At 39.3% G+C, this 26,352-nt stretch carries 24 protein-coding genes; 11 read left to right on the forward strand and 13 right to left on the reverse strand.

The annotated features are described in order from the left end of the window. Positions 1 to 32 precede the first annotated feature (32 nt). Entirely contained in the window at positions 33 to 2,450 is a 2,418-nt protein-coding gene (locus WG904_RS11720) for a TonB-dependent receptor (protein WP_339579507.1), read from the forward strand. A gap of 35 nt (positions 2,451 to 2,485) precedes the next feature. Here WG904_RS11720 and WG904_RS11725 read toward each other — a convergent pair whose 3' ends face one another. Then, positions 2,486 to 3,160, reverse strand: coding sequence for a peptidylprolyl isomerase (locus WG904_RS11725; protein ID WP_339579508.1), 675 nt, complete (start codon positions 3,158 to 3,160; stop codon positions 2,486 to 2,488). Next, positions 3,161 to 3,670: a DUF2911 domain-containing protein gene (locus WG904_RS11730; protein ID WP_339579509.1), complete on the reverse strand. Its 510-nt coding sequence runs from the start codon at positions 3,668 to 3,670 to the stop codon at positions 3,161 to 3,163. A gap of 237 nt (positions 3,671 to 3,907) precedes the next feature. Here WG904_RS11730 and ribB point away from each other — a divergent pair, with 237 nt between their 5' ends. The 7 genes from ribB to WG904_RS11765 all read left to right on the forward strand — a co-directional run bounded on the left by ribB (position 3,908) and on the right by WG904_RS11765 (position 11,848). Next, positions 3,908 to 5,035 (forward strand): 3,4-dihydroxy-2-butanone-4-phosphate synthase, encoded by a 1,128-nt coding sequence (gene ribB, locus WG904_RS11735; RefSeq protein WP_339579510.1) that lies wholly within the window; start codon positions 3,908 to 3,910, stop codon positions 5,033 to 5,035. Positions 5,036 to 5,259: 224 nt separating this feature from the next. After that, positions 5,260 to 7,725: a T9SS C-terminal target domain-containing protein gene (locus tag WG904_RS11740; protein ID WP_339579511.1), complete on the forward strand. Its 2,466-nt coding sequence runs from the start codon at positions 5,260 to 5,262 to the stop codon at positions 7,723 to 7,725. A 272-nt stretch (positions 7,726 to 7,997) separates the two neighbouring features. Next, on the forward strand, positions 7,998 to 8,246 hold the full coding sequence (locus WG904_RS11745; protein WP_339579512.1) for a hypothetical protein: 249 nt from the start codon (positions 7,998 to 8,000) through the stop codon (positions 8,244 to 8,246). A 62-nt stretch (positions 8,247 to 8,308) separates the two neighbouring features. After that, on the forward strand, positions 8,309 to 9,643 hold the full coding sequence (locus tag WG904_RS11750; RefSeq protein ID WP_339579513.1) for a paraquat-inducible protein A: 1,335 nt from the start codon (positions 8,309 to 8,311) through the stop codon (positions 9,641 to 9,643). Between the two features lie 2 nt (positions 9,644 to 9,645). Then, positions 9,646 to 10,977 (forward strand): paraquat-inducible protein A, encoded by a 1,332-nt coding sequence (locus WG904_RS11755; protein WP_339579514.1) that lies wholly within the window; start codon positions 9,646 to 9,648, stop codon positions 10,975 to 10,977. 12 nt (positions 10,978 to 10,989) lie between these two features. Then, on the forward strand, positions 10,990 to 11,352 hold the full coding sequence (locus WG904_RS11760) for a response regulator (RefSeq protein WP_339579515.1): 363 nt from the start codon (positions 10,990 to 10,992) through the stop codon (positions 11,350 to 11,352). 10 nt (positions 11,353 to 11,362) lie between these two features. Further along, the gene (locus tag WG904_RS11765; RefSeq protein WP_339579516.1) at positions 11,363 to 11,848 is read left to right on the forward strand and encodes a DUF892 family protein; all 486 of its coding nucleotides are present in this window, start codon (positions 11,363 to 11,365) and stop codon (positions 11,846 to 11,848) included. On the opposite strand, the gene WG904_RS11770 is transcribed toward WG904_RS11765, so the two are convergent. Beyond that, on the reverse strand, positions 11,832 to 12,836 hold the full coding sequence (locus tag WG904_RS11770; RefSeq protein ID WP_339579517.1) for a pectinesterase family protein: 1,005 nt from the start codon (positions 12,834 to 12,836) through the stop codon (positions 11,832 to 11,834). The two genes, WG904_RS11765 and WG904_RS11770, sit on opposite strands and share 17 nt — an antisense overlap. An 88-nt stretch (positions 12,837 to 12,924) precedes the next feature. Here WG904_RS11770 and WG904_RS11775 point away from each other — a divergent pair, with 88 nt between their 5' ends. The 3 genes from WG904_RS11775 to WG904_RS11785 all read left to right on the forward strand — a co-directional run bounded on the left by WG904_RS11775 (position 12,925) and on the right by WG904_RS11785 (position 14,201). Further along, positions 12,925 to 13,281 carry a hypothetical protein gene (locus WG904_RS11775; protein WP_339579518.1) on the forward strand — a complete coding sequence of 119 codons (357 nt, stop codon included), beginning with the start codon at positions 12,925 to 12,927 and terminating at the stop codon, positions 13,279 to 13,281. A gap of 32 nt (positions 13,282 to 13,313) precedes the next feature. Then, entirely contained in the window at positions 13,314 to 13,976 is a 663-nt protein-coding gene (locus WG904_RS11780; protein ID WP_339579519.1) for a DUF6766 family protein, read from the forward strand. A 69-nt stretch (positions 13,977 to 14,045) separates the two neighbouring features. Further along, positions 14,046 to 14,201: a hypothetical protein gene (locus WG904_RS11785; RefSeq protein WP_339579520.1), complete on the forward strand. Its 156-nt coding sequence runs from the start codon at positions 14,046 to 14,048 to the stop codon at positions 14,199 to 14,201. Here the strand turns inward: WG904_RS11785 and WG904_RS11790 are convergent. The 10 genes from WG904_RS11790 to WG904_RS11830 form a co-directional block, all read right to left on the reverse strand. After that, on the reverse strand, positions 14,176 to 14,946 hold the full coding sequence (locus WG904_RS11790) for a DUF72 domain-containing protein (protein ID WP_339579521.1): 771 nt from the start codon (positions 14,944 to 14,946) through the stop codon (positions 14,176 to 14,178). The two genes, WG904_RS11785 and WG904_RS11790, sit on opposite strands and share 26 nt — an antisense overlap. Then, positions 14,930 to 15,535, reverse strand: coding sequence for a hypothetical protein (locus tag WG904_RS11795; protein WP_339579522.1), 606 nt, complete (start codon positions 15,533 to 15,535; stop codon positions 14,930 to 14,932). The genes WG904_RS11790 and WG904_RS11795 overlap by 17 nt, the downstream gene beginning before the upstream one ends. Before the next feature lie 70 nt (positions 15,536 to 15,605). Beyond that, positions 15,606 to 17,357 carry a HAMP domain-containing sensor histidine kinase gene (locus WG904_RS11800; protein WP_339579523.1) on the reverse strand — a complete coding sequence of 584 codons (1,752 nt, stop codon included), beginning with the start codon at positions 17,355 to 17,357 and terminating at the stop codon, positions 15,606 to 15,608. A gap of 121 nt (positions 17,358 to 17,478) precedes the next feature. Then, positions 17,479 to 18,606: a sensor protein KdpD gene (locus tag WG904_RS11805; RefSeq protein WP_339579524.1), complete on the reverse strand. Its 1,128-nt coding sequence runs from the start codon at positions 18,604 to 18,606 to the stop codon at positions 17,479 to 17,481. Between the two features lie 57 nt (positions 18,607 to 18,663). Then, positions 18,664 to 19,734, reverse strand: a complete 1,071-nt coding sequence (locus WG904_RS11810; protein WP_339579525.1) for a porin — start codon at positions 19,732 to 19,734, stop codon at positions 18,664 to 18,666. Positions 19,735 to 19,748: 14 nt separating this feature from the next. Further along, positions 19,749 to 20,315: a K(+)-transporting ATPase subunit C gene (locus WG904_RS11815; protein WP_339579526.1), complete on the reverse strand. Its 567-nt coding sequence runs from the start codon at positions 20,313 to 20,315 to the stop codon at positions 19,749 to 19,751. 18 nt (positions 20,316 to 20,333) lie between these two features. Beyond that, positions 20,334 to 22,361: a potassium-transporting ATPase subunit KdpB gene (kdpB, locus tag WG904_RS11820; protein WP_339579527.1), complete on the reverse strand. Its 2,028-nt coding sequence runs from the start codon at positions 22,359 to 22,361 to the stop codon at positions 20,334 to 20,336. Positions 22,362 to 22,615: 254 nt separating this feature from the next. After that, positions 22,616 to 24,337, reverse strand: coding sequence for a potassium-transporting ATPase subunit KdpA (kdpA, locus tag WG904_RS11825; protein WP_339579528.1), 1,722 nt, complete (start codon positions 24,335 to 24,337; stop codon positions 22,616 to 22,618). A 2-nt stretch (positions 24,338 to 24,339) separates the two neighbouring features. Then, positions 24,340 to 24,417, reverse strand: coding sequence for a potassium-transporting ATPase subunit F (locus WG904_RS19630; RefSeq protein ID WP_431844430.1), 78 nt, complete (start codon positions 24,415 to 24,417; stop codon positions 24,340 to 24,342). Positions 24,418 to 24,659: 242 nt separating this feature from the next. Further along, on the reverse strand, positions 24,660 to 25,997 hold the full coding sequence (locus WG904_RS11830; RefSeq protein WP_339579529.1) for a sigma-54-dependent transcriptional regulator: 1,338 nt from the start codon (positions 25,995 to 25,997) through the stop codon (positions 24,660 to 24,662). Positions 25,998 to 26,352: the final 355 nt, after the last annotated feature.

Here is a 26,352-nt window from a genome sequence, read left to right on the forward strand (position 1 = left end):
GTGTATTAATTCACTAATACACTAATATCAAAATGAAAACCTTACTTTTAATTCTTAGCTTTTTAGGGCTAGGATTTGTTACCATGAGCCAAACTCCTCAGGCTTTACAGATCAGTGGAAAAATAATAGATTCTGCAAGTAAAAGTCCGATTCCAATGGCTAGTATTTTCTTAAAAAACGATAAGAAAATTCAATTAAAATCGACTATTTCTGCGAAAGACGGCACTTTTTTGCTGGGTGGCCTTTCTGCCGGAAGCTACACGTTAAGCATAGTTTACATTGGTCACCAAACCAAAGAGGTTCCACTGAATTTAACTACCACTTCTAAAGTTTTCGGAAATATCTCGATCGTTCCATCAGTGGCAACGCAACTTAAAGGAGTAACCATTACGGCAGATAAACCCTTAATTAAGCAAGAAATAGATCGTATTTCTTATGATGTCAAGGCCGATCCCGAGAACAAAGTGAACAATGTGTTAGAGATGATGCGTAAAGTGCCTTTATTATCGCTCGATGGAGATGATAATATTCAACTTCAAGGGAATAGCAATTTCAAAATCTTAATCAACGGAAGACCTTCGGGCATGATGGAAAGAAATCCGAAGGATATCTTAAAAAGCATGCCTGCTGCTAACATCGAAAGAATTGAGGTGATAACCACCCCGCCTGCTAAATATGATGGCGAAGGTTTAGCGGGTATTATTAACATCATCACCTTGAAAAAGATCGATAACGGATCGAATGGTTCACTGAATGCAAGTCAGCGCTTCCCCGTAGGTGGACCCAGCCTAGGTGGATCATTTACCCTAAAGACCGGAAAATTTGGCATTTCGAGCAATGCAGGTGGAAGTTTAAACAGTTCTCCGCTATTAAATAATAGCAATTTAAGGTTAACTCAAGGAAACAATCCAACCAACTTATTCCAAACTGGAACACAAGATTTCTCTGGCAAGAGCGGTTATGCAGGTGTAGAAATGAGTGTTGAACTCGATAGTTTGAACCTAATTTCTGCTCAGTTAAATTATAATGCAAATTCGAATGAAAGCTTAAGCAAACAATATTCAACACTTAAAAACTCAACTTCTTTATTGCAAAGCTACGAACTTAATAATACCTTAGAAGGGTCGGGAAATGGTGTTGATGCTGCTTTAAATTATCAGTTAGGTTTTAAAAAAGACAAAAATCGTCTGTTAACTTTCTCTTATCGATATTATCGTTTCAGTAACGATCAGTTTAATAATGTGAATGTATTTAATCCTATTGCCTATACCTTGCCAAACTACAGGCAAAATAATACGGGTGGCTCTGCCGAAAAAACTGTCCAAATCGATTATGTTTACCCTTATAAAAAGCTCACTGTTGAAGCTGGTGTGAAGGCCATTTTTAGAGATAACAACAGTAGTTTCAATTTTTTATCCCTCAACTCGGCTGGACAGTTTGTTTTAGACCCATTAAGAACAGACGGATTTAATAACGAACAAAACGTATATGGCATTTACAATACCTATCAATTTGCTTTTAAAGATTGGGGCATAAAAGCTGGAATACGAGCCGAACAAACCGAAATTGACGCCATATTCTCTACTACAACCACATTACATACCAATGCGTTAAATTTTATACCTTCTATTTCTATAAATCGAAAATTTAAGGACATGAGTAGTTTAAACTTTGGTTTTACTTCTCGCATTCAACGCCCAGGCATAAACCAACTTAATCCATTTGTAGATCGTTCGAATCCTAATTTAGAATCGTCTGGAAATCCTGATCTTAAACCCATGAGTGGACAAAGCATAGAAGTTAATTATAGCCGGTTCAAAAAAGCATCCTTAAATATCGGCATAAGAGGCATGTTTTTCGATAATGTGATTATGCCTCGTGTGGTAACCGATCCGACTACCAATATTACGCGTAGTAGTTTTGGCAATACGGGTAGCGCTAGCTTAATAGGCATTAGCTTGAATATAAACTACCCAATTACGGCTAAACTAAGAGCTAACCTGAATGCAATGGCCAATTATGGCCAGGTAAAAGGTGAAATTAATGGTGTACTTTTGGAAACAAGTGGCTTCCTTAGCCGGGCATTTTCTTCGCTAAGCTATCGCCCAAGCAAAACTTGGCAAGGTACCGCCACAATTAATTATAATGGACCGAATTTTACGTTACAAAGGAGTTCAAATGCTTTTGTTTCTTCATCATTTAGCGTAAATAAAGATTTACTTAAGACTAAGTTAAGCATTTCGTTTGCGGCTAATAATGCCTTTAATAAATATAGAAAAGCGATGAGTTACACGAATGGACCAAACTTTACCCAAGAATCCTATAACCAAAATTACCAGCGCAACTTTACAGCTAGTTTAAATTATCGCTTCGGTAAATTAAAGGAAGCCATAAAGAAGAATAAAAAGGGCATAGTTAATAATGATGTTTCTCAAGGTTCAACTTTGTAGAAACTTTGACAACTTTGACAATCTTTAAAAGATTGTCAAAGTAATTGTCGTATTTTTCTTTTTGAAAGCATAGAAACCTTTAGCTTAACCTTAACCAATGGCCGGTCGGCTTTATCTTTATTTTGCGATGCAATGCGATCTAATACTTCCCAACCTTTTAGCAATTGACCGAATACGGTATAGTTTTGATCTAACGAGGGCGTACCTCCTATTTCTTTATATCTTTTTCTAGCCTCTGCAGAAAAATGAAAGTTATTTCCTATCCGTATTTCGAGGGCATCTAACTGCAAGTCAGTGTACTTTTTACCATCAACTACGTAAAACTGCCCTAAAAAAGAGGCCTTGTCTTTGTTATCATCACGCCCAGCAGCCAGTGCACCTTTTTGATGAAATAATTGGACATTGAATTCTGAAGGAAGCCTCTTAACCACCTGCCCTGCCTTCTCCATCGCCGCATAAGCCGAATCAGTTTCTCCACCTTGTATTACAAAGCCTTTAATTACCCTGTTAAAATCGTAGGTATCGAAATAACCTTTTTTTACTAAGTCAATAAAATTTGCTTTATGGTTGGGTGTTTCTTTATACAATTTAAAAATCATTTCTCCCAAGTTGGTCGATATGCTTACGTAACTATCGGTGTGAGGTTGCGCATTGGCGGATGAAAACGTGACAAAAAGAAAGAAAACAACTAAGAACGCAAAAAATCTCATTTACTTTATTTTAACTGGAACGGTAAGCTTTTCCCAATTTAACATAAATCCTTTTGGAGTTACTTCGTAAATCAATCTTTCATTAAAAGTTTTGGATTCTTTCGGTTTTACATTAACCTTTAGTACATCTTTAGCAGGGTCGTTTGTAGTTAAACCCGCACGTGTAATACCCCATTGCCCAACTTGCGAATTAAATATAAAGGTCCATTCACTTTCTGTAGGAAGTACATATAAGCTGTATTTTCCGGCAGGCAATTCCTTACCTTCTATTTTTATAGCTTTATCGGTTTCAAAAATAGTGGCTTCGTTAGCACCAGCTCTCCAAATCTTGTTGTAGGGCACCAATTCTCCCCAAATTTTTCTTTCTTTTACAGCTGGACTACTGTATGAAATACTAATGTTTGCAGCGCCAACACTGCCTTTAGCTGTGGCTGCTGGACTTGCTTTCTGTGCCTTTACTGTTGAAAACACAATTAGCGAAACAAAAAATACTAATGCTATTTTTTTCATGATGTTATTTTTTATGTTAAACTTAGATAAATTCCTTTTTATATGCAATATAATTGCGTTGCATAAAAAAAGGAATTATCGATCTCTCCTCAACCATTGAAGAGATCTTATTATAAAGGAAATATACGATTTTTTTGTAACCATAATTAGGCTCCTTTACTCATCTTTAGCAGTATTGCATATACTGTAATTATCGTAACTTCGTGCCAAAATCAGATATTTCAGTACACATACAGCATGGACATCCATTTAAACACCATAGAAGAAGCAATTGAAGAGATTAAAGCTGGGAAAGTTATCATTGTGGTAGACGACGAGGATAGAGAAAACGAAGGCGATTTTGTGGCTGCTGCAAGGTATGCAACTCCCGAAGTTATCAATTTTATGGCCACCTATGGCCGTGGATTAATCTGCGCCCCTCTTGTCGAAGAGCTTTGCGACCATTTAGGCTTATCACTTATGGTGCAGAACAATACCGTGCTTCATCAAACTGCGTTCACCGTTTCTGTAAATTTAATTGGAGAGGGGTTTGGAACCGGGATTTCAGCTTCAAGTCGATCAAAAACTGTACAAGCACTCATCAACCCGAATACGAAAAGAGAGGATCTTGCGAGTCCTGGCTCCATTTTTCCTTTACGTTCGAGAAAAGAGGGCGTATTGCGTCGCATCGGTCATACCGAAGCCGCAACAGACCTAGCTAGGCTTGCAGGACTAGAGCCAGCGGGTGTTATTGTTGAGATTATGAACGACGATGGTACAATGGCACGTTTACCTGAATTAATGAAAATAGCCAAAGTGCACCAGCTTAAAATTGTTTCGATTAAAGATCTAATTAAATATCGACTCTCTACAGAAAGCCTAATTAAGGAAGAAGTTACCATTAATCTGCCTACAGAATGGGGAACCTTTAAAATGACAGCGTATACGCAGTTAGAAAATGGCGCTACCCACCTTGCGCTTACCAAAGGTAAATGGCAAGAGGGAGAGGTAATCTTAGCGCGAATTCATAAATCGTGCTTTACAGGTGATGTATTTGGTTCTTGCCGATGCGAATGTGGCAAGCAATTACATAGCGGACTAGAAATGATCGAAAAAGAAGGAAAGGGAATTTTGGTGTATTTGAATAAAGAATTAAATGGTGAGGGGTTACTAGATAAGCTTCGTGCGTACAAAACGATAGACAATGGAGGATACAACATCAACCCAGAGCCGGCAAACGACGAACGCGATTATGGTATTGGCGCGCAGATATTAAGAGCACAAAACGTAACCAAAATGAAATTGATTTCTAACAATCCGAAGCGACGAGTGGGATTAGTAGGCTATGGCCTTGAGATAATTGATACCGTTCCATTGAACTATTAAATTCATGATTTCGCAAACATCCACGATAGATCTGTTAGCTTCTCATTCTGCCATTCTATTACCTTGAGAGAGGAAAGGTTTTTAGTACCCTAATTCTTATGGCGAAATAATTTTAAATTTAACATTCATATATAAATATTACAATTACCTATAAATAATAATTGAATATTTTAGCTAATTTCGAATACTCTTATCGCACTCGATAACGTATTAATTGTAACCAAATGAAAATCTTTACCCTATTCTTAACCTTGTGCTGCTGCCTCACCGCTATTGCATTTGCACAGAAAACAGTAATTAAAGTAGATTTAAACACTGGTGCCCGACGCGAAGCTGAAGTAAACGAGCGCGACTACACGCCTTGGGCAATTAAAGAGGGAGTGACAGACCAACGTACCTATAAAGGAATTACAATTACATTTAGTGCTAAGTCATCGCTAATCGCAAATTATTATAAAACAGGTATCCAAGCACCCTATTACGCAAGGTTAGTGGGCGATGGTTTATCGGTTAAAGAACGAAGTACAGCGGCACAAATAGAAATGCGCATCAGTGGTTTACCTGCCGGAAAACATACACTGCTTACCTATCACAATAACATCGACGGCAAAACTACCGATACGTTTAGCCCAATAAACATCTATGTTAATGGTAAAATCCAAGTTGGTAAACTTATTCCTACATTTAGGACGAAAGAAAATACAGAAGCGAAAACAGCGTATTTACAAATAATTGCGCAAGCAGGTAAAGATGTAGTTATCCGCTTCGAAGCAGACCAGGCAACAGATGCTACCGTTAAAAATATTATAATTAATGGATTTGAACTTAATACTGCCAACCTGGTCGATCTTGCACGTTTACCCCTACCTAAACATGGCAATGAACACGCAGCTGTAACTAATGGAAAGTTAAACTTAAAATGGACACCAGCAGTAACTGCAGCAACACATGATATCTATCTTGGAACAGATTCTACTTCAGTAGCATCGGCAACACGCACTTCTCCATTATTTAAAGGAAATCAGAAAATGGCTGCTTACGAGGCTGTTGGCCTTTATAGTATGAATACCTATTATTGGAGAATTGACGAGGTAAATGCTTCCAGAAAAGTAACAAAGGGTAAAGTATGGTATTTTAGACCTAGGCAACTTGCGTTTGCAGATGCAGAGGGCTATGGGCGTTTTGCACGTGGCGGACGAGGCGGTAAAGTGGTAGAGGTAACGAACCTAAACGATGATGGCCCGGGTAGCCTACGCGAAGCGGTGACCAAAAATATCGGTCCACGCACCATTGTATTCGCAGTTTCTGGTATAATTCAGTTAAAATCGAGATTAGTAATTAGTGAACCCCACGTTACCATTGCCGGACAAACAGCCCCAGGCAAAGGAATTTGCATTTCTAGGGCGCCCTTAGGTATCGTTGCCGATGATGCGGTTATTCGTTTTGTACGGGTAAGATTGGGTGGAGGCTCAACTTTCGATGGCATGGGCATAACCGGAGCAGATAATAGTATTGTAGACCATTGTTCGATTAGTTGGACCATTGATGAGGGATTTAGCTCGAGAGGCGCACATAATATTACTTTACAACGCACTATAATTTCGGAAGCCTTAAATGTTGCAGGTCATGCGAACTATGAAGCGGGTAAATCGCATGGGTTTGCTGCCAGTATTGGCGGTGAGGTAGGTAGTTTTCATCATAATCTGTTAGCCCATAATGCAGGTCGAAATTGGAGCCTTGCCGGAGGTGTAAATGGGGATGGCGACTATCTAGGTAAAATGGATATCCGTAACAATGTGGTTTACAACTGGGATTACCGCACTACTGATGGTGGAGCCCGTGAAGTGAATTTTGTAGGAAATTATTACAAACCTGGCGCAGCAACTCATTTTATGTATGCGTTAAACGCACAACACGAAGGCTATGGGGGTGGCATGCAACGTTACTTCTTTAGCGGAAATGTGATGCCTGGTCGTTTCGACGAAAAGAACCAAACGTTAGGGCGTACAGAAAGTGGTAAAAAAGTAGCCTATCAAACCTTTGTAGACCAGCCCTTTTTCGAGCCTTTTGTAACTACACAAACTGCAACTGATGCTTATAAAAACGTATTATCTGATGTAGGATGTAATTTACCGCTCTTTGACGATCACGATATTCGCATCGTTAACGAAACCTTAAATGGCACCTATACTTATAAAGGAAGCAAATCTGGCAAGCCGGGCTTACCCGATTCGCAAGAAGATGTGGGTGGATGGGAAAATTACCCAGAATTGCGCCGAGATTCAACTTTTGATAGCGACCACGATGGCTTGCCTAACTGGTGGGAGAAATTGCATCATCTAAATACCAATTCTAAAGCAGGCGATTTTAGCGATGCAAACACCGACACTGATCGGGATGGCTTTACCAACCTGGATGATTATTTACAATGGATGGCTCAGCCACACGAAACGGCTACTATAGGTAAGGCAATAACGATAGATTTAACTAAACTTTCTCGAGGCTACACAGATAAGCCTGTTTACAGTACTACTTTAGTAACAAATGGAAAGGTAACGGTAGATAAAAACGGTATAGCTCTATTTACCCCAACGCAAGAGGGTTTGGGTTCTTTTGAGTTCACGGTTATGGATAGCATAGGAAGTAAGTTTACTCGTAAGGTAAATGTGATTGCGAGCAATACAAAATAACTTTATGCCCCGACTTTACCCTCCCCGATGCGAAGGGAAATGAATTTAAGCTTTCATCCTTAAAAGGAAAATATGTGTTCGATTTAGCATTGCAACCATCCCGCAAAATGTATTGCTATATCCAGATGGGAAAGTGATTGCAAAAGACCTTGGAGGCGAAGATGTGAATAAAAAGATTGGTAAAACTATTTTCCCCTTGCAATGTTGTGATGAAAGACTCAAGCCTCAATCTTAGATAGTCTGGTTACTCTTTCATGTTAAATACCATGTCTATGCATCCCATATCTGTTACCTTAGATAACGTTACTTATCGGTTCGAAGTAGGTGAATATCCACATCACGACGAATTGCGTTGTAAATTTAACGTCTTTTATCATGGGAAACTGGTAGCTACTTTTGCGCCAGATCGACAACAGATTTTGCATTTATGTAAGAACTACGGAAACATGAGAGATCAAATCTTGCATTTGGTAGCCGATCAGATCGAAGCGCTCCATGTGTACGGCTTTTTTGAACAATAAAATACTAGCAGTAAAACAATATGCAAATATAAATGTTATCGAAGTAACCGAAAAAAGCGCACTTGAACACTACATCTAAATCCTCTTCTATTAAACTATCGACTCTTTCTAAGATTTTACTAATCTTGGGCCTTTCGGTACTATTAATTAGTGAGGGTTATTTTGGTTACCGATTGCACCAATTATCTGAGCAGCAGGAAGAGTTAAAGTACGATCATTCTCAGATGAATAACATTATGCTCGGGCTATTTTCTATGGAACAATGGCAGGGCAAAATCGAAACCATCATTAAAAACCAAGCTAAAAATCTAGACATCGACCCTGAAAATAAAAAACAACTTCAAAAAGAGATTGAAGGGGTAATATTAGCACTGATTAACCGCGCTGAAGGGCTCGTTACCAAACCAGAAAAAAAATCGATAAGGGGTAAGCTTGTTAAATTTGCGGTAAAAAATTTTGTAAAGATAGACACCATTAAAAAAAAGGTGCCGAGTATTGCCAGAACAATTATAGCCAAGGTAGATAATCCAAATATGAGGCGGCAATTGGGTGAAATGGCCTTAGATAAGCTAGATAAAATAGATGAGACCGCTTTTATAGACAGTACACTTAAAGCAAATGCAAAAAAAATAAACAAAGTATACCGTAAGTACGCGGTTTCGAAACGAGCAGATTTTAATGCTAAAATTCTAACTGGGTTAAAACAAATAGAAATAGATACCTATGCTTATGCTGGAGCTATGCTTAGCGGCATAGTTGTGTTCTTGTTAGCATGGTGGTTTTGCAGAAAAAGAAAAGACCTGCATACGCCCCTATTTATTTTATCGCTGCTTTTTGCCTTTATTCTTCTAGGTGTAGGTTTAACGGCGTCTATGATTGAAGTAGACGCGCGCATTAATGAGGTCGAATTTGTATTGTTAGGCGAGCATATCACTTTTACAAATCAAGTTCTATTCTTTCAAAGCAAGAGCATCATCGATGTAACGATGATTTTAATAAGCGGAACCGCTATCGATTCGATTGCAGTAGGCATACTTATCCTCGTTTTCAGTATTCTCTTCCCAGTGATGAAATTAACATCAACAGGTATACATTTATTGGGCAGAAAGAGCTGGGCAGAAAACAAAATCATAAAATACTTCGCTTTCCAATCTGGCAAGTGGAGCATGGCTGATGTAATTGTGATTGCCATTTTAATGGCCTATATCGGATTGAATGGATTGCTCGAAAGTCAGCTTCAAAGATTCAACATCCCGGCCGACTCGCTTACGCTAATTTCTACACATAATACGGCCTTGCAGCCGGGCTACATCATATTCATTTCGTTTGTACTCTTTGGCCTTGTGCTATCAACCATTTTAAAATTTATTACACCACACGATTCGAACTCACGTTAACCATGCAAGAAACGAAACAAAAAGCAAAAAGAAAACTCATTCCTCATCTCCTCGTTATTTTGGGATTGGGAATACTTTTCGCTGGCGAATGCTATTGTGGTTATCAGCTGTATACCCTATCTAGGGAGCAAGAACAGGTTAAAGAAGATTATTCCATGGTCAACAATATCACTTTTGGGGTATTTTCGATTGATCTTTGGCGGGATAGGATTGCAGATATGGTTAACGCAAAGATTAAAGGCTTTAGGGTTACAAACGAACAGAAGGCGCTAATGCGTGAACAGATCGAAAAACAACTTCATATCATGGTAACCGAAGTGGTAAAAGAATTCAATATGCCGCAGAAAAGCCTAGGTGGAAAACTTAAAAAACTTGCTTTTAATAGCTTTGTTGACCCAAAAGAACTGCATGCAGAAGTGCCCGGCTTTGCCAACACCATTATGAAACGGATTAACAGTCCACGCGCCACTCGAACGTTAAAAAATATTGCTACAAATAAATTTGAAGAGTTGGCCGATCAAACCTATGACAGTACGATAACGGCTATAAATACGGTAAAGAGCCAAACGTATCGAAAATATAATGTTAATGACAATAAGTCTTTTAATAAACAAATCGAAACGCAATTAACCAACATTCGAAAAGTAACCTATAATTATGCGTATGGCATGCTAGCGTTTGTGGCAGGGGTTATTGTAGTTTGGATACTGCTTAGAAAAAAAGTACACTTGCATACTGCCCTATTCGTAATGTCTTTATTCTTTGCATTGGCACTTTTAATAGTTGGCATTACGGTTTCAATTATTGAAGTAGATGCACGTTTAAGCTCGCTGGAGATTTTTTTAATGGGCGAAAAGATTCGATTCGAAAATCAAGTTCTTTTCTTTCAGAGCAAAAGCATTTTAGGAGTGGCAGAGGTGCTAATTAAACAACCCAAACCTGATTCCATTACCGTTGGGATCCTTATCCTGCTATTTGTAATTACACTCCCTATTTTAAGGATAACAGCAAGAGGTATACACATGCTTTGTAAGCCTTTGATAGCTGAAAATAAGATTACCAGATATCTGGCTTTCGAATCTGGAAAATGGGACATGGCCGATGTAATGGTTGTGGGGATTTTAATGACATATATTGGTTTAAACGGGATATTAAAAAGCCAACTTCAAGATTTAAATCTCAAAAATGAATTTTTAAGTACGACATCGGTTAATTACACATCCCTGCAGCCTGGATATATCATTTTTGTGGGTTATGTGACCTTTGCGTATATCTTATCCTATCTTTTGAAAAAAGTTAGGTGTGCACCAAATAAAATACATCATGACCATTAAATCTTTAAAATCATGCCAAAACGAATACTAATTATTGAGGATGACCCAGATATACTAGAAATTTTGGATATCATTTTTCAAGATGAGGGTTTCGAGATTATCTCGAGTAGCAACGGTATGTCGGTAGATGAAGTATCGTTAATACATCCTGATTTGGTGTTGCTCGATGTTAGAATTAGCGGATTTGAAAAAACAGGTGCAGAAATTTGTGCAGAGTTGAAGGCCTATGCACAAACTAGTCATTTACCTGTATTGCTACTCTCGGCAGAAACTGGCCTCCCCTATATTGCCGCTAAATGTGGTGCTGATGGCCATATCGCCAAGCCATTTACGATTGACACCCTAATTTTAAAAGTTAAAGAAATGACTAAATAATTTAAATAAGATGGACAATAAATTAAAAACATTCTTTGTAGAACATCTCGACAAAATCTATTGTGCAAAGCTGCACTTGATAACCCGTCTGCCCAAACTGCTAGAGCAGGCGCATTTTAACGACCTAAAAGATACCATTTTAGCGACTGTAGGTCACGTAGAGAACGAAATCTCCCGAATGGAAATTATGTACACGCTTATTGAAGCTCCATATTCAGATTGTAGTTCAAAAGGATTAAATGGATTAATTGATGATGCCTTTGAAGCGATACAAAAACAAGGGTCAGACAAAGAACTCCGAGACCTCTCTATACTTTTTTATTTGCAAAACATCGAAAGTGTAGAAATGGCTTCGTTCCAAATTCTACAAATGGCTGCAGTTAAGCTTAAGAACAAGCAAATTTCTAAATTACTTAAAGAAAATTATGAAGAAGCTAAAGCAGATCGCACGCTTTTTCTACTGCTTGCAGGGAAATATATTATGGATAAACCTTAAAATTTGGCACCCATTCGCCAAAAATATTTTTAAAAGTATAGGCTTTGGCTTGTTTGGATGTTAACTGTTTTGACCAGGGTACACGATTGACTATACTAGCGCCTGGTCCAATATTTTGGTATTCTGCATAAAATACTGTCTTGCTTTTGTCGCCGAACAACACGTCTCCATCCCAAGGATTCCAGCCTTCAGGAACAATATGCTCGCCAAGTGTACAGCGGATAAATACGGTTTTTGCATAAGGTCGCCATGGCCTGCCTAGATATACCTTTTTTACGTCAGGTGCAGCAATTAGGGTACAATCGAAAAACACATACCCAAATTGCTGTTGTTTTGTAGTGGATGCCGCGGTGATGTATGAATTGGAGAGGCTTTTTATAATACATTTATTAAAAATAGCGGTAGCCTCACCGAATATAAAATCGGTAGTACCTGCGATAACACATGATTCGAAATAGTTCTTGCCATCTTTTGAAGTGTATAATGTATCTTGGTTACCTAAAAATGCACAATTCTTTGCCGCAAACCGATCGGCTTCTACCGCTAATGCTACGGCTTGACCAACTCTACCCGCAGTATTCTCTACCGTTAAATTTTCTAACACACAATCACTGCCTTGTACCAATACCGTATAAGAGGTGTAGGTACTGTATTTTGTATTGCCCGTAAAATCTTTATTTGGAAATGCCTTTCCAGAATAATCGGCATTAGAGATAATGGTGTTTTCTCGGCTTTCCCCAATGATGGCAATGTTCTTTTTCCAAGCTGGGATTACTAATTTCTCGTGATAGGTACCCGCCTTAACCCTAATGGTAAATCGAACTTGCATATGGTCTCGAACCGCATTTACTGCTTCCTGTATCGAATTATAATCGCCTGTTCTATCTTGTGCCACAACGTATGTGGTTTTGAGTGGATCCATTTGCGCACAAAGCGCGGTAGAAATGGTAAAGAGAAGAAAGAAGATGTGAAATGATTTGTTAAACATAGTTTCTTTGAAGGATAAATTCTTGTGTTAAAGGTAAATCAAAATTGGAAAGATTAAAAAATTAAAACAATAATTGAATAGCCCTGTTATGGCTTCGTTTTTATCCAATACCACTGTACCGATTATTGTTTTAACCATCAAAAAAACCGCCAAGAAAATGGAATGGATCAGCTTTACTTTGAACACTGCTAAAAAAAACAATTTCGAAAACGAATTACTTCCAGCGCTTTGGAAAAGTCATGGTAGCTTATTAGAGATGTCGGGGTTAACTTGGGCTACCTACTTCGAAAAAACGGGGATAGATAGTTACCATTGTCTTTTCTACTCAGACAGCGGTTTATTTTTAAAATTCGTCAAAGCCTTTGCGGTAGATTTCAGTAAAGTATTCTCTGTTCCAGACATTAGCGCAATGCAATATTTCGGCCCAGAAAACCTTGATTCCTGAAAATAATACTCTCTTTTATAAAAAACTTGCCCATGAAGAAAAAACATAGTTTCTTTTACCGTAATAGTCTTACTATAGTATTTATGAGTTTATTTTTGATTACCCTTTATGCACAAGCGCTCTCGGGTTGGAAAGAACATAATCAAGAATTAAAAGAGCTAAAAGCAAGCGAATTGCCCTTGGCTGACTATCTAGCAAGCGGGCATTTCATTTCGGCAACTTTCGAGAATTTTGAGTCAGAGTTTTTGCAGATGTCGATGTATGTGATTATGACTGTTTTTCTAAGGCAAGTTGGTTCTGCAGAATCGAAAAAATTTGATGAAAAAGAAGAAGTAGATCGAGAACCCGCGCCGTATACCGATGCGCCATGGCCAGTAAAAAAAGGTGGAGTACTATTAAAAATTTATAGTAATTCACTCTTTATTGTTTTCGCACTACTATTCTTTTGCAGTTGGGGATTACATTTTTATGGCAGTTTGCAAGACCATAATGTTAGTCGAACGCTAAAGGGCTTACCAAAAGATTCAGTTATAAGTTATCTAGGTGAACCGCAATTTTGGTTCGAGACTTTTCAGAACTGGCAGAGCGAATTTCTATCTGTAGCTGCCATTGTTTTCTTAACCATTTATCTAAGGCAAAAAGGTTCCCCTGAATCTAAGCCCGTTGATGCGCCTAATATGGAGACTGGAAAATAAATCATTTAAACTATTTACAGCATTAGTGTACATGCCAGACCATGCAAAAACGACAAAGAAACAGGAGATATGAACGGTCGTGATCTTCAATTTTTCGATGCAATGCGGAAAACGTTTAAACAAGACTATAAAGTAGATGGCAAACGAATCTATGCCACATGGCACTCGAATGGAGGCGGCTTTACTTATCAAGGAAACGCTATCCGGCAGAAGCAAAAGCAGTAGTGATAAAGTTCTTTAAATTGCTAAGATTTCGATGCGCCTCTCCCATGGTATTGTTAAAATAAGTAAAGACCATTTTGCCCTTTTGTAGCCATTCGGCGATATAACTAGCGTATTCAGATAGCACATCATCAGCGTAACTACCTCGATAATTACCTTCTGGCCCATGAAAACGGAGGTATATAAAATCCAATTCCGTATCTCGAACTGGGCTACTGGCTGGTGTTTTATCGTGAACTACCATACCCATTTGATATTCAGCTAATAACTCATAAACTTCTTCCACATAAAGAGAAGGGTGTCTAAATTCTAAGGCAATTTTCCATTCACTAGTGGGGTCGTTAGCTCGCAAAACCGACATTAAAAAACGTAGCTGAGCAAAATGATTAATCCGAATGCTAGGTGGGAACTGAACCAAAACACAGCCCTTCTTACCTTCTGCCTTTGAAATGACTTGAAAAAACTGCGCTACAACTTGCGGATCGAAAGCCAAATCTTTATGATGGGTAATTTCTTTAAACAGCTTAAAAGTAAAAAGAAACTCTTCTGGCACATCTGCTGCCAACTTACCAACTGTTGATGGCATGGGCATCTTATAAAAACTGCTGTTAATTTCTATCGAATTGGTAAGCGAGGCATAATAATACAACCTAGATTTTTGCTGAAATTCTACAGGATAATAAAGTTTATTGGGCACTGGGAGTAATAACCCGCTTGTTCCCGAATAGTAGTTATTTATGGTTTCCATCTACAATTCCTTCTACCAGTAATTTCCACTGCGGAAACGAAAGACCAATTTTGGCACTATAGCCCACTGCCATGTTGCGCAAGCCATCAAAAAAACCAGAATCCATGGTATTGGGTTCCTCGTTTTTTCCATGTATTTCGGCATATACCGTATTGCCCGATAATCCTACCAAAAAGCTCGACGTTGCCGTGTCTTTAAAGAAATGCGCTATACCCTGTTCGGGTTTTTCGGGATTTGAACAAGGCCGTACCCGAAATCCGAAAAACTGGCAGTTATTTTCATTCTCCAACACCTGCTCTATTTGTACCCAATCGTATCCATTACCCAAATGCGTACCAGGCCCTGGAATATCTATTTTTATAAGGCTGCCTTCTGAAAGTTCGCCTGGCGCATCACCATTTGCATTTAACAACTCAAAAGTTGTAGCCTCAGTACCACAAACCTTAGACCAGCTATTTATTGATTTTAGGCGCTTCTTTGCTATTCGATAAAAAGCAATAGCATTCTCCAAGGTTTCAAATGTTGCCTTTGCTTTAACGTTCATTTCACTTCCTATAACCTGTTCAGGTATTAATGCATTTTCTATCATTTCCTTTTTTAAAGCAAGAACAAAGAATTGAATAGAAGGTTTTAACGATAGTTGTGATTACTTAGGTAACCTAGGTAAGTAATGGTAGGGTGAAACAAAACCTACTTCCTTCGCCAATAGCACTTTCGACCCAAATTTTTCCTTGTTCAGCTTCAATAAAATCTTTCGAGATGGCCAATCCTAAACCAGAACCCGATTTGTTCTGTCCATCTGTAGGTACCTGATAATAGCGGTCGAACAGGCGTTTCTGATATTTATCTTCAATACCTTTTCCAAAATCTTTAACTGAGAATTCCAAGCCTTGGTTAACTTTTTTCAATTGAATAACAATTTTTGACTTAGCTGCGCTATATCGCAGTGCATTTGATAAAAAGTTGACCAAAACCCAGGCTGTTTTCTGAACATCTGCATTAACTTTTGCTAAATCATCATCCGTTAACAATTCCAATTGGATTTCTTTTTGAGCTGCTTGAAAACGAACAGCATCAATAGCATAATTTATAATATCGATGGGGTTAGAAGGAGTTATGTTTAACTTTAGGTTTCCTGTTTCTACTTGCGCCAAATTAAGCAGTTCTCCCGTTATTTTCAATAAACGTTCTGTATCTTCTTCAATGTGCGAAACCAATTGGCTTTGTTCTTCATTCATTGCCCCTACTCGTTCGTCTTTTAATAACTTGAGGCTCATTTTTATAGACGATAATGGCGTTTTTAACTCATGTGATACGGTGGCAATAAAATTAGTCTTCGCTTGATCGAGCTCCTCAAATTGGGTTACGTTCTTAAGTATATATACATTCCCCACCGACCTGCTCGACGAAGAAAAAGGCAGGTCTTTATCAATTTCGATATTAGGCACTACAATTTCCCTCGATTCAAGCTGGAAATAAGATTCCTTTTCGTCTGCATATATCTTTAATGTTCTATTATCTGCTTGTGGTTGGATAATACTTTTAAGCAATTCGTTCCTCGATATAAGTTCTTCAACATTCTGTCCGATAGTAGCCTGTTCATCAACACTGATAAGCTTAGCCGCTAATTGATTCAAGAAGAGTATTTCGCCCTTTTCATTCACTCCAATAATTGCATCTTGCATCTGGGCAATAATGGCTTCAATCCTTAATTTCTCACTCTTAAGCTTTGAAAGATTGCTATTTTCCCATTCGTTGAGCTTTTTAGCCATCGCATTAAAAGATACTGCAAGTTCTGAGAATTCGTCGTTATTGTTAAAGTTTAAACGTTGTAGGTAATTGCCATTGCCAACCTGCTTGATGGCCTGACCAAATTCCGCTAAAGGATTAGCTACAAAGCCGGGAAAATTTACAATAAAGGTAAATAGCACAACAAAACAGCAGGAAGCTGTAACAGCGATATAAATTTCGGCTTTGGAATAGGTTCGATTGGCTTGCTCATTTTTGTTGCTGATGGCCTGCATATTTACCGATTCTATCTTTGCAAGTTCTGTACGGATATTCCTTTCAGCAAGTTTCCGCTGATCATCTCCACCGGCAGACAACAAACTTTCATAGGCAATCGATAACTTTTCGACCGCTTCTTTTTCCCCAGGTTCAGTAATATTCTTCTTTTCCAGCGCAAGATTCTGTTCAAACTTTTCGGTATTATTTTTTGACAGCGGATAGATTCCTTGATCAATTACGCTGCGCATCTGAGCAACATAGCCCATCGTCTTATAGTTGTCCTTCAATATCAGCTTTGCCTTTGAAGAAATTTCGTTGAGAAAGAATAATGCGATAAGTCCAAATCCTAGAACGATGACAAACAGAAATCCGAATCCTGCATGCAACTTTGCTTTTATTTTCATCTGTTTATAATTTTGTTTTTAGTGGTCAGATGTTCCTTACCATGACTAGTTAATCATACCCTTGTGTGTTTAATGATTTTTTAATCATGGTCGGTTCATGGTCTTCTTTTTATTTTATGATCTAAGAGAGAATAACTAGGTCAATTTCTTTTTTGGCTAGGTTTCTGAGCAGCTGGTTGAAGATCGCCGTTCGTAGAATCACCTGAAAAATATTGAGATGTGGCTTCCCGATACAAATAGTGGTAATCTCCCTTTCGCTTGCCATATCAATAATGGTCTGCGTGACCTTATTACTCTTAACCTTTACTACCTCTGCCCCAAGTTCTGTAGCCAGCTTAAAGTGATTGATCAAATGCCGCTGTTTATCTAGCTTAATCTTGTCTAAACTCTCACTATCGCTCTGTACATACAGCACGATCCAAGGGGAATGATAGTATGAAGCCAGCCTAGCGGTCTTACGAATCACAATTCCGGCTGTTTCCGCGTTCGAGGAAATGCAGGCTAAAAACTTCTCTGGCCTAAGCTTCACCGACTTAGGAATCTCGATATGGATCTTGCGTTCCACTTGATGCACCACTTCCTTAAGTGCCAGTTCCCTCAGTTGTAATATCTTATCGGACTGGAAAAAATTACTTAGTGCCTGCTCTATCTTGATTTTATCATAGATCTTACCTTCCTTTAGCCTAGTCACAAGCTCATCTACCGTAAGGTCGATGTTTACGATTTCGTCGGCAATCTCTAATATTTTATCGGGAATGCGTTCGGTGATGGTAATGCCAGTAATCTGCTGGATATCTTCGTTGATACTCTCCAAATGTTGTATATTTACTGCAGAAACCACGCTGATGCCAGCTTCGAGGATATCGTAAACATCTTGCCAGCGCTTGGTGTTTTTGCTACCTTCTACGTTGGTATGAGCAAGCTCGTCTACCATTACGATTTCTGGATGACGGTTGATGATGGTCTGCACATCCATTTCTTCCAGTGACTTGCCACGATAGAAAATACTTTTTCTCGGAACGATTGGAAGTCCGGCTACGAGTGCCTCCGTTTCTGTTCTTTTATGGGTTTCAACATAGCCAATGCAAACGTCGACCCCGTTTCGCAAAAGCGCATGTGCCTCTTGTAGCATGCGATAGGTTTTGCCTACACCTGGACTCATGCCGATGTAGATTTTCAGCTTTCCCCTTCTCGACTTTTTTACAAGATCTAGAAATCTGCGTACCGATTCTTCTTTGTTCTCTTCCATGAGTGGATTAGATAACTGTAGCTAAAATATCGTTTTTAAAGCAATTCATTACGTCTTTTAAAAAGAAACGGCAATACTTGCCGTGAACGATGCATTATGGTTCACCATAGCCAATTCCCGTGAAAACATTTTGTCTTTACTATCATATACTTTTCCCTCAAATCTCACTACCGAATTGCTAGTTGGGGTGTAATCTAGGTTAAAGGAGTACCCGTTCGTTTTAAAGCCATTTGGCGTGCTGGTAGCGATAAAAATGCCATCTCTATCAGCATAATATTCTGCCCTTGCGGCAACGGCCCATTTGGGAGCAAATTTATAATGAGCAATCAAAACCGGAGAAATAATCTCACTTTTTTCCGTTTGTCTCTTTACTTTCTGCTGGGTGGCATAGTCAAGGCTGGCGGTTAAACCAAAATAATCTGTTAATTGTGCAATTGCGTAGAAATTATGATAAACTCTTATAACTCCTATGGTATTAATTCCTTCTTTTCCAACATAATTGCTATAATTCAAGATAAATTTACCGTTAGGTCTATAGGTAAGTTGCAAACCTCCGGCCGGTTTGCTGTTACCATCTAAACGGGTAATGCGCTGCCATCCATTTAAATATAGCAAGCTAGCATTAAACTTCCCTTCTGGAGAACCATACGTAATCTTTGCACCAGATTCATAGTATGGGGTATTTTCTGAGGAAATATTCCTTGTAAGCACCCAGCAGTCTTTTGAGATCGCACTTTCAAAACCGATATGGGAAGAGAAGACCCCGGCATCTAACCATACGTTCTGGCTCTCGCTCAACTTTATTCCGGCATTAGCCTCGAAGATATTCTTGAGTACACCTGGCTCTGCTGCAAGGTTGGCATTTGTATACGTACCAGCCATAAGTGCCACGTTCGCCCTGGTCTTCCCACTGTCATAAGTGGCCTTGATGAAAACAAGGTTCAGATTTACCTCGTTGTGCCTGTTATGAGAATAAATATAACCAGGTCTGTTGTTATTGGCCGGCTTGTTAAAGTCGTAACCATAATAGGTCTCCAGATAACCAGTAACCTTAATTTTAGGTATTTCTTGCGCATGTAAATAGATGGAAATGGCAAGTATTGCAGTGATAGTGAGTAATTTTTTCATATAATTAGTACTCATTACTTATTAAACTTATCCAAGGCTGTATTCAATTTGAGCACGTTAATTGAAGTTGGACCGAACATCCCTAGAAATGGCCCATCGGTATTTTCTACAACTAATTCAGCAATCTTGCGTTCATCGATCCTGCGGGCGGCCGCAATCCTTTTGATCTGGATGATGGCACCCTGCTCGGAAATGTTCGGGTCGATTCCGCTTCCAGAAGCTGTTACCATATCGGCAGGAATATCTGCTTTTTTGATAGTTGGGTTATATTTTAATAGGGTATCTATCCTCTCAGAAACGGTTTTCAGGTAATCTTCGTTAGCAGGGCCCTTATTTGATCCTCCCGAACCCGCAGCATTGTAGCCAACTGCCGATGGACGACCCCAGAAATATTCTGGATTGGTAAACGATTGTCCAAGTAGCGCATAGCCTACTACTTTTCCATTTTTGGTGATTTTTTCTCCGCCTCCGTTACCTTTGCTCATTCTTCCCGCTAGCGCGATGCTCAAGGGATAGATAATGCATAACAGTACGATGAGTACCAGTGTAAGGCGAATTGATTGTATGATGTACTTTTTCATTTTCTTGAATTTTATGGCCTAAACGAAAAGGCCGATCAATAGATCAATTAATTTGATACCGATAAATGGGGCCACCACGCCCCCTAGGCCATAGATGAACAGGTTTCTTCTCAGCAAGGCCGTAGCACCAATCGGTTTATAGGCTACGCCCTTCAGTGCCAGCGGGATCAAGATTGGAATGATGATCGCATTGAAGATTACTGCAGACATGATTGCACTTTCTGGACTATGTAGCCCCATGATGTTAATGCTCTGCAAAGCAGGGATGGAAGCGATAAATAATGCTGGTACAATGGCAAAATACTTGGCCACATCATTAGCGATAGAGAATGTGGTAAGCGTACCACGAGTAATCAGCAACTGTTTACCGATTTCAACAATCTCGATGAGTTTAGTCGGGTCGTTATCTAAGTCTACCATATTTCCAGCTTCCTTTGCAGCTTGGGTCCCACTGTTCATGGCTACGCCAACATCTGCCTGAGCAAGTGCAGGAGCATCGTTTGTACCGTCGCCCATCATGGCAACCAATTTACCAAGTGCTTGTTCGTCTTTGATGTAGTTCATCTTATCTTCAGGTTTGGCTTCTGCGATAAAATCATCAACACCTGCCTTTTCGGCGATGTATTTAGCGGTCAAAGGATTATCTCCTGTCACCATTACGGTTTTAACGCCCATTTTACGTAAACGTTCGAAACGTTCGCTAATTCCCGGTTTGATGATATCCTGTAGTTCGATTACTCCCAATACCTGCTCATTCTCACTAACTACCAACGGGGTTCCACCGTTTGAAGCAATAATTTTCACTTGATCCTCGATATCTAAGGGAAAGCTGTTTCCAGCTTGCAAAACAATATTTCGAATCGAATCAAAGGCGCCTTTACGGATTCTACGACCATCTGGGGTGTCGACCCCGCTCGAACGTGTCTCGGCTGTGAACTTAATAAATACAACTCCAGCAGGTACGGTTTCGATAACGAAATGACCATTCCCTCTTACAAGTTCAATAATCGATTTTCCTTCTGGAGTCTCGTCGGCCAGCGAACTTAATACACAGGCATCTGTAAATTTTTTGATGAGCATTCCGGCAGTTGGATAAAAATTTGTTGCCTTACGATTACCTATGGTAATGGTCCCTGTTTTATCTAACAATAATACATCGATATCGCCAGCTGTTTCTACTGCCTTGCCCGATTTAGTAATTACATTCGCCCGTAATGCCCTATCCATTCCTGCTATACCGATTGCCGATAAAAGCCCACCAATAGTGGTTGGGATCAGACATACAAATAAAGAGATTAGTGCAGCGATTGTAATCGGGGTATTGGCATAGTTGGCAAATGGCTTTAGTGTTACACAAACAATAATAAATACCAAGGTAAAACTGGCTAATAAGATGGTGAGCGCTATTTCATTTGGTGTTTTCTGACGTGAAGCACCTTCAACCAATGCAATCATTTTATCTAAAAAACTCTCGCCAGGCTCGGTACTTACCCGTACCTTTATCTGGTCTGACAACACCTTTGTGCCACCTGTTACTGAAGATTTATCACCACCAGACTCTCTGATCACTGGTGCAGATTCTCCTGTAATTGCAGATTCATCAATGGTTGCGATACCCTCGATAATTTCGCCGTCTGTTGGTATAGTATCTCCAGCCTTACAAATAAACACATCGCCTTTTCTCAGGTTATTGGAAGAACGCAGCTCGGTTTTTCCATTTTCTAAAACTACCTTTGCAGGTGTTTCTTCTCTAGTTTTACGCAAACTATCTGCCTGTGCTTTTCCTCTTGCCTCGGCAATAGCTTCAGCAAAATTGGCGAATAGAACTGTTAATAGCAGTACCAGAAAGATAAAAAAGTTATATAACGGTGAACCTTGTCCTTCGTTACTGATTGAATATATCATAACATAGGCCATAACCAAGGTTCCGATTTCCACAGTAAACATTACTGGGTTCTTAATCATTACCCGTGGGTCGAGCTTGATAAAGGATTGTTTGAGTGCAGTTTGCACTAAAGTGGGTTCGAATAATTTATTATTTTTCATCTGTATAAATTTATTAATACTTGGCTTACTGATTTTCATTTGTATTAATGAACTCGTAAACTCGGTTTGTTTTCAATGGTGATGAAGCTATCATGATTTTATTCACAAGTGGTTTGATTTTGGCATTCAAGAACTCGCAAGCTCGGTTATTCATTTCACTGTGTGATTAGTAAGCCCAATTAACTACTCTCCTCTTAAGATTCGAGGCCGCTTATTGGATGCCTACCCCTCATTGTTAACTTTATACATATTCCCTATTTTCCAACCAATGTAAAATATTCAGCAATCGGCCCCAGTGCGAGTGCAGGAAAATAAGAAAGTGAATTCAATACCAGAATTACAGCAAAGGTCATCAACGCAAAGGTTTTGGTATCTGTTCTTAGTGTACCTGCCGATTCTGGGATGAATTTTTTGGAAGCGAGCATGCCGGCGATAGCGACTGGGCCAATTATTGGGAGAAAACGTCCCAGGAAAATGATTACACCTGTTAACATGTTCCAAAATACGTTGTTATCGGCTAGCCCTTCAAAACCAGACCCGTTATTAGCATTAGAAGAAGTAACCTCATAGAGCATCTCCGAAAAGCCATGGAAACCGGGATTGTTAAGCCAGTTTTTAGGCTGCACAGCCCAATCGGCACCTGCTACATTTGAAAATACGTAACTCGAAATTGCTGTTCCAGCTAAGATCATAAATGGGCTGAGCAGGGTAATGATGGCAGCAATCTTAATTTCTCTTGCTTCTACCTTATGGCCCAAAAACTCTGGCGTTCTGCCCACCATTAAACCCGATATGAAAACGGCAATGATTAAGTAGATGAAATAATTTAACAAACCAACACCACAACCTCCGTAGAAGGCATTAATCATCATTCCCAACAACTGCCATGTATCCGACATTGGCATGGCACTATCGTGCATGCTGTTTACAGATCCTGTTGATATAATGGTGGTTACGGTACTCCAGTAAGCAGATGCGGCAGGTCCGAAACGCACTTCCTTTCCTTCCATGGCACCTGTAGTTTGGGAAATACCCATTTTAGCCAATGCCGGATTACCACCCAACTCTGCACTTAACATGGGAATAAGCAAAAGGAATAAACCTAAGGTCATTACACCAAAAATGGTCCAGCCAATTTTTTTTCTTCGAATAAAGAAACCAAACGCAATAACCAGGGCCATAGGGATGATTACCTGAGCAATTAGCTCGACCATGTTGGTAAAATAGCTTGGGTTTTCGAACGGATGTGAAGAGTTGACACCGAAATAACCACCGCCATTTGTACCCAAGTGTTTGATTGCAATCATTTGGGCGGCAGGTCCACGGGAAACGTTAACTGTATCGCCTTGCATTGAAATGAACTGATCCTTGCCCTCATAGCTCGCAGGTGTACCATTAAAGGTGAGCAGCAATGCAACTACAATAGAAAGTGGCAACAATAATCGTGTTATTGTTTTTACAAAGAATTCCCAAAAGTTTCCAAGGGCAACCGTGGTCTTGTCTCTGAATGCCTTGAAAAGTACAACAGCGGCAGCAATACCAGTTGCGGCACTAACAAACTGCAAAAACATGAGTACAAACTGCTGGGTTAGATAGCTCACCCCACTTTCTCCAGAATAATGCTGCAGGTTACAGTTGGCAACAAAGCTGATTATGGTATTAAAGGCCAGGTCTGGGGTCATCCCACGATTACCATCAGGGTTGAAAGGAAGCTTATCTTGAAAGATCAGAACAAAAAAACCATAAACCAACCAGACGAGGTTGATGGTAAGCAGCGCCTTTAGGTGCTGTTTCCAGTTCATTTGTTCCTTGGTATTAATTCCAGAAAGCTTATAGATGACATTTTCGAGCGGTTTTAGGAAATCCGTCCACACCTTTTCGCCTGCAAAAACCTTGGCAAGGTACTTTCCCAGTGGGATAGCGATGGCCAGTGTAAGCAGGAACGTAGCCATAATGCCGAGTAATTCTGTGTTCATGTTTAAAAATTTTCAGGTTTAATGAGTACGTAAACCATATACAGGAATACCAGTACTGCGATAATAAATAATGCGATCATTGGCTTTTAGATTTTTTCGAACCAGTCGATTGATTTGTACACTGTCCAACAGAGCAGTAGAATTACAATAAATAGAGTAGTAGTCATAATTTAAATTGTTTACATCCCCTATACCAAGTGGCGTACCACAAAAATATATTTATACATAAAATACTGTATTACAATCATATATATTGAAAATCAAAAATTATGGCATAAAAAAACCCTTCCATTTTGGAAGGGTTTTTTTCATTTCTACTCGATTAGGCGATCTGGTATTCTTCGATCTTTCGATAAAGGGTGGTGAGGCCTATTCCGAGCAAACGCGCCGTTTCGGTCTTGTTACCCTTGGCATAATTAAGTACCTTTATAATGTGCAGGCGTTCCATTTCGGCCATTTCCATTGAATTTGAACTCGGTTGATTTGTAGCGACATTAAATTCATAAGGCAGTAGATCTGCCCCAATTACATTACCGCCAGCCAAAATAACAGCTCTTTCGATAATATTCTTTAGCTCTCTGATATTCCCTTTCCAGTGATGATGGATTAGGAAGTCGACAAACTTTTTATCCATTGTTAATTCATTCCGATTTACTTTAGCAGAAAACTCTTTCAGGTAATGCTTTGCCAATAGTACGATATCGCTTTTTCGTTGTGAAAGGCTTTGTAGATGAATAGAGAACACCGATAAACGATAATAAAGGTCGGAACGGAAAAGGCCTTTATCTGAATCGGCTTTTAAATCACGATTTGTTGCCGCAATGATTCTAACATTTACTTTACTGGTTTGGGTTCCACCCATTTTTATAAAGGTTTTATTTTCGAGCACCCGGAGCAGTTTTGCCTGTAGATCGATATTCATCTCTCCAATTTCATCCAAGAACAAAGTACCCTCGTTAGCCTCCTCTAACAAGCCTTTTTTATCTTTATGGGCTCCGGTAAAGGCACCTTCTTTGTACCCGAATAACTCGCTTTCGAGTAGTTCATGATTAAATCCGCTACAGTTCAGTGCTACAAACGGTTTATTCTTTCTAGGGCTACCAAAATGGATCGCCTGCGCAAAAACTTCTTTACCGGTTCCGGTTTCGCCAAGTAACAATACGGTTGTATCCGTTACGGCAACTTTTTGAGCTAAGTTAATGGCTTCTTTAATTGCAGACGAACTACCAATAATGCTATCAAAACTATGCTTAAAGCCCATTTTTTTCTCCAAATCGAACAAACGAGCCTGGAGTTTTGCTTTTTCTAATGCTTTATGCAATAGTGGAATCATCTTGTCGTTATCATCACCCTTAATAATATAATCAAAAGCGCCATTTCGCATTGCGATTACTCCATCGGCAATGGTACCAAATGCAGTAAGGTTGATAACTTCTATGTAGGGCCTACTCTTTTTGAGTTCGATTACGAGTTCAACCCCGTTTGCATCAGGCAATTTTACATCGCTCAACACAACCATCACTTCGTTTGCAGCGAGAAGCTTTAATCCTTCTTTTGCTGTGGCCGCCTGCAGCACACGAAACCCTTCGAGTTCGATGATCCTAGAAAGCAGGCTTCTAATCTTACTTTCGTCGTCTATAATGAGGATAGTGTGTTCCATGTATATGCAAAGTTAATTCATTCCGTCTAAAATAACTTGATTTTTGCTATTGCCCATTAAGATAATCTTAGTATTTGGAAAGAGCGATTTCCTGTTGACAAGATTTTTTGATAATCGGCAATCCCTTCTGCCTCTAAACGCTTACGTTCTGTTCTTGTTTTTCTTTCTGTAGCACGAAGGTCATTTTTGGGCCTCTTGCTCGGGATTAATTTTAGATTCTATAGCGGTTTTACAGAAGCCGGTAAATTAACGTTTCTTACCAGTAACTGCTCTAAATCTAAACCCCGTTTGGCGAAACTCACCGCTATTTTTTTATATTTTTTTTGCCGAAATTCTTCACGTTTTTAACGAGAAT

Source organism: Pedobacter anseongensis (assembly GCF_037482965.1).
Classification (GTDB): domain Bacteria; phylum Bacteroidota; class Bacteroidia; order Sphingobacteriales; family Sphingobacteriaceae; genus Pedobacter; species Pedobacter anseongensis.

Coding starts and splice junctions, on each gene's coding strand:
- kdpB (WP_339579527.1), bottom strand. CDS start 22,361: ATGAAAAATAATAAATTATTCGAACCCACTTTAGTGCAAACTGCACTC.
- WG904_RS11755 (WP_339579514.1), top strand. CDS start 9,646: ATGCAAGAAACGAAACAAAAAGCAAAAAGAAAACTCATTCCTCATCTC.
- WG904_RS11780 (WP_339579519.1), top strand. CDS start 13,314: ATGAAGAAAAAACATAGTTTCTTTTACCGTAATAGTCTTACTATAGTA.
- WG904_RS11740 (WP_339579511.1), top strand. CDS start 5,260: ATGAAAATCTTTACCCTATTCTTAACCTTGTGCTGCTGCCTCACCGCT.
- WG904_RS11720 (WP_339579507.1), top strand. CDS start 33: ATGAAAACCTTACTTTTAATTCTTAGCTTTTTAGGGCTAGGATTTGTT.
- WG904_RS19630 (WP_431844430.1), bottom strand. CDS start 24,417: ATGATCGCATTATTTATTATCGCAGTACTGGTATTCCTGTATATGGTT.
- WG904_RS11725 (WP_339579508.1), bottom strand. CDS start 3,160: ATGAGATTTTTTGCGTTCTTAGTTGTTTTCTTTCTTTTTGTCACGTTT.
- WG904_RS11775 (WP_339579518.1), top strand. CDS start 12,925: ATGGCTTCGTTTTTATCCAATACCACTGTACCGATTATTGTTTTAACC.
- ribB (WP_339579510.1), top strand. CDS start 3,908: ATGGACATCCATTTAAACACCATAGAAGAAGCAATTGAAGAGATTAAA.
- WG904_RS11765 (WP_339579516.1), top strand. CDS start 11,363: ATGGACAATAAATTAAAAACATTCTTTGTAGAACATCTCGACAAAATC.
- WG904_RS11805 (WP_339579524.1), bottom strand. CDS start 18,606: ATGGAAGAGAACAAAGAAGAATCGGTACGCAGATTTCTAGATCTTGTA.
- WG904_RS11785 (WP_339579520.1), top strand. CDS start 14,046: ATGAACGGTCGTGATCTTCAATTTTTCGATGCAATGCGGAAAACGTTT.
- kdpA (WP_339579528.1), bottom strand. CDS start 24,337: ATGAACACAGAATTACTCGGCATTATGGCTACGTTCCTGCTTACACTG.
- WG904_RS11730 (WP_339579509.1), bottom strand. CDS start 3,670: ATGAAAAAAATAGCATTAGTATTTTTTGTTTCGCTAATTGTGTTTTCA.
- WG904_RS11830 (WP_339579529.1), bottom strand. CDS start 25,997: ATGGAACACACTATCCTCATTATAGACGACGAAAGTAAGATTAGAAGC.
- WG904_RS11800 (WP_339579523.1), bottom strand. CDS start 17,357: ATGAAAATAAAAGCAAAGTTGCATGCAGGATTCGGATTTCTGTTTGTC.
- WG904_RS11810 (WP_339579525.1), bottom strand. CDS start 19,734: ATGAAAAAATTACTCACTATCACTGCAATACTTGCCATTTCCATCTAT.
- WG904_RS11745 (WP_339579512.1), top strand. CDS start 7,998: ATGCATCCCATATCTGTTACCTTAGATAACGTTACTTATCGGTTCGAA.
- WG904_RS11760 (WP_339579515.1), top strand. CDS start 10,990: ATGCCAAAACGAATACTAATTATTGAGGATGACCCAGATATACTAGAA.
- WG904_RS11770 (WP_339579517.1), bottom strand. CDS start 12,836: ATGTTTAACAAATCATTTCACATCTTCTTTCTTCTCTTTACCATTTCT.
- WG904_RS11815 (WP_339579526.1), bottom strand. CDS start 20,315: ATGAAAAAGTACATCATACAATCAATTCGCCTTACACTGGTACTCATC.
- WG904_RS11795 (WP_339579522.1), bottom strand. CDS start 15,535: ATGATAGAAAATGCATTAATACCTGAACAGGTTATAGGAAGTGAAATG.
- WG904_RS11790 (WP_339579521.1), bottom strand. CDS start 14,946: ATGGAAACCATAAATAACTACTATTCGGGAACAAGCGGGTTATTACTC.